The 3,288-nt window shown below is 46.0% G+C and carries 4 protein-coding genes and 1 pseudogene; all 5 read left to right on the top strand.

The window, feature by feature from the left end:
* Window positions 1-235 (top strand): diguanylate cyclase (locus Q0C19_RS11685; RefSeq protein ID WP_295056269.1); only part of this gene is annotated, 235 nt, incomplete at its 5' end.
* Complete coding sequence (locus tag Q0C19_RS11680; protein ID WP_295056266.1) at window positions 235-786, top strand: CvpA family protein; 552 nt, start codon at window positions 235-237, stop codon at window positions 784-786. The genes Q0C19_RS11685 and Q0C19_RS11680, both read left to right, overlap by 1 nt.
* Window positions 787-789: 3 nt before the next feature.
* Entirely contained in the window at window positions 790-1,269 is a 480-nt protein-coding gene (locus Q0C19_RS11675) for a Fur family transcriptional regulator (protein ID WP_295056263.1), read from the top strand.
* Between the two features lie 21 nt (window positions 1,270-1,290).
* Window positions 1,291-2,805: a lysine--tRNA ligase gene (gene lysS, locus Q0C19_RS11670; protein ID WP_295056260.1), complete on the top strand. Its 1,515-nt coding sequence runs from the start codon at window positions 1,291-1,293 to the stop codon at window positions 2,803-2,805.
* Window positions 2,802-3,288: pseudogene (gene glyA / locus Q0C19_RS11665) on the top strand (serine hydroxymethyltransferase); the annotation flags it as partial. The gene lysS and the pseudogene glyA, both read left to right, overlap by 4 nt.

The following is a 3,288-nucleotide window of genomic DNA, read 5'->3' as shown; positions in this document are numbered from 1 at the left end:
TATTCTACTCAACCGAACCGATCTGGAAGGGGCCCGTTTAGTAGGGGAGAGGCTTCTAAGTCTTTGCCGCAGCAACAAACCTTTGTTCCAAAATCAGCAAATAACCGTCACGTTAAGTATCGGCATGACGAAGCTAAAAGAGAACGATACGGTAGACACAATTATCCATCGTTCGGATACCGCCTTGTATAAAGCTAAAAATAACGGCAAAGACCGTTTAGAAATGGAGTTTTAATGGATTTAAATTATTTTGATGTCGCCGTCGGGTCGGTTGTACTGCTGTTGGGTCTTAAAGGTTTGTTAAACGGCTTTTCGAAAGAGGTTTTCGGTCTCGTCGGGATTGTCGGAGGAGTTTTTGTCGCATCGCATCTCGGCGGCATTATCGGAAAATTCTTAAGCGACTTCCTTTTCCATTTTGAGAGCACTACTGCGATTAATTTGGTCGGATTTATTTTTGCATTGGGTATTTTTTGGCTCCTTATGGTTGCGATGGGAACAGGATTTAAAAAACTCAGTACCCTCAGCGGCTTAGGGCCCTTGGATCGCGTATTGGGCTTTTTCATGGGAAGCAGCAAGTTTTTCTTTATTGTCTCGATCATTGTTTATGCCCTCTTCAGCGTAACCGCTATCCGTGAGAACTTCGAAGGAAAAATGGCGGACAGCTTTTTTTATAAGCCGATGTTTGCAACGGGAGATTTTATTTTGCACATTGAAACCGATGATGTCAAATCACTTATGAACGATGAAAACACATCCGATACCAATACCTCTCAAAAGGATCGTTAATCGATGAATGCGTATACCGATTTTACGGAACGGACGATTGAATACAACAAGCTTTTAAGCGATTTCAAACAATTGCTGAAAGCCAACGCGTTGAAATTTACCATTCAACGTGAAGTCATTTTGGAGATGCTCTACAATTCGGACGAGCATTTAACCCCCGAGGGGTTACACCATCTGATTCAACAAAAACATCCTGAACTCAATACCGGTATCGCAACCGTCTACCGCACCCTCTCACTGCTCGAAGATTCCGATATGGTGACTTCCCTCTCTTTCGGTGCACAAGGAAAAAAATACGAGTTGGGTGCCAAAGACCATCACGATCACATTATCTGTACGTCGTGCGGAACCATTACCGAGTTTGTCGACGAAGAGATAGAGCATCGACAAAAAGAGATTACCGAAGCGTTAGGGTTTGTGATGCAGGAACACTCTATGCAGATTTACGGTATCTGTAAAAATTGTCAAACTACTAAAAAATAACTATCGAAAAAAGGAAACCCATTGGCATTCGAAAACCAATACGTACAACAGCGAATCGAAAAAGCCGAAGCGCTCAGAGCGCTCGGAATCGATCCGTATGCGAATCATTCGGAGCGCAATACAACTGTCGAAAAATTTCATAACGTCAATTCCGATCTCTTCAAAAAAGAAGATCAACGCGATGAACATCGCCACTACACCGTTGCCGGACGGATCAAGCTTTACCGTCTAATGGGAAAAGCGAGTTTTGTGAAGATCGAAGATGAAAGCGGAATGCTCCAAATTTACGTAGCACGCGATAATCTGCCGGAAAACTTTTACAATGACGTGTTTAAAAAACTGATCGAAGTGGGCGACATCATCGAAGTGAGCGGGTATCCGTTCGTAACCCAGCACGGAGAACTCTCCCTCCATGCCGATAGCTTGAAAATTTTAACCAAAGCCATCTCTCCTCTCCCCGAGAAATTCCACGGAATTCAGGATAAAGAGATGCGTTATCGTCAACGCTATCTCGATCTGATTATGAACTCCGAAGTTCGCAAAACGTTTCATATCCGCTCCAAAGTGATCAGCCTTACCCGCCGATTTTTTGAAGATAAAGGATTTTTAGAGGTTGAAACACCGATGATGCACCCTATCGCGGGGGGAGCGAATGCAAAACCGTTCGTCACCCATCACAATGCTTTGGGAATCGACCGTTTTTTACGTATCGCCCCTGAACTCTACCTCAAACGGCTTATTGTCGGCGGTTTCGAAGCGGTATTCGAAATCAACCGTAACTTCCGCAATGAGGGGATGGATGCCACTCATAATCCGGAGTTCACCTCCATCGAATTTTATTGGGCGTACAAAACCTATAAAGATTTGATCACGATTACCAAAGAGTATTTTGAATACCTCTTCGATCATCTCGATCTACCAAAACGTCTCCCCTATGGTGAGTTGGAAGTCGATTTTGACCAATTCAGTGAAATCGAACTGATTCAAAGTCTCAGTGTTATCGGCGGAGTCCCTGAATCAATCGTTAACGACAAAGAGGCTATTTTGGCATTTTTGAAATCCAACAATCTCGAAGCCAAAGCGACGATGAACCTTGGACAGCTTCAAGGGGAATTGTTTGACGAGTTCGTCGAAGCCAAACTGATCAACCCGACCTTTATTACCCATTATCCGGTCGAAATTTCACCGCTGGCACGCCGCAATGACGAGCGTCCTGAACTGACCGACCGTTTCGAACTCTTTATCGCCGGACGCGAAATTGCCAATGCTTTCAGCGAGCTAAACGACCCCGTCGATCAGCTGCAGCGTTTTGAGGGGCAAATGGCGGCCAAAGACTCCGGCGATGATGAAGCCCATGAAATGGACGAAGATTTTGTCACCGCACTGAGCTACGGCATGGCACCGACCGCCGGTCAGGGGATCGGGATCGACCGTCTCGTCATGATGCTGACCAACCAACACTCCATCCGGGATGTATTGCTCTTCCCGGCTATGAAGCCAACCCACAACCAAACCAACCACGGAGAAGAAGAATGAGTTTCCTCAAAGAATACGACAACGAAATTTACGCCCTATGTGAGCAAGAGCTTGAACGTCAAACCGACCATTTGGAGATGATCGCGTCTGAAAACTTTACCCTGCCGGCCGTTATGGAAGCGATGGGGAGCGTATTTACCAACAAATACGCCGAAGGATATCCGGCAAAACGCTACTACGGCGGATGCGAATACGCTGACGGTGTCGAGCAATTGGCAATCGATCGCGCATGCGAATTGTTCGGTTGTAACTTTGCCAACGTTCAGCCCCACTCAGGTTCATCGGCGAACGGTGCCGTTTATGCGGCGTTGCTTCAAGCGGGAGACAAACTCCTCGGTATGGATCTCAGCCACGGCGGACATTTGACACACGGTTCAAAAGTAAGCTTTTCGGGTAAAAACTACCACAGTTTCTCGTACGGTGTAGAGCTTGACGGCCGCATCAACTATGAGCGTGTCCTCGACATCGCTAAAATCGTTCAAA

It is taken from the genome of Sulfuricurvum sp. (genome assembly GCF_023250475.1).
Classification (GTDB): domain Bacteria; phylum Campylobacterota; class Campylobacteria; order Campylobacterales; family Sulfurimonadaceae; genus Sulfuricurvum.
The sequence above is the reverse complement of the archived record's forward strand: the minus strand, read 5'-3'. Positions and strand labels throughout refer to the sequence as shown.

Coding starts and splice junctions, on each gene's coding strand:
- Q0C19_RS11680 (WP_295056266.1), top strand. CDS start 235: ATGGATTTAAATTATTTTGATGTCGCCGTCGGGTCGGTTGTACTGCTG.
- Q0C19_RS11675 (WP_295056263.1), top strand. CDS start 790: ATGAATGCGTATACCGATTTTACGGAACGGACGATTGAATACAACAAG.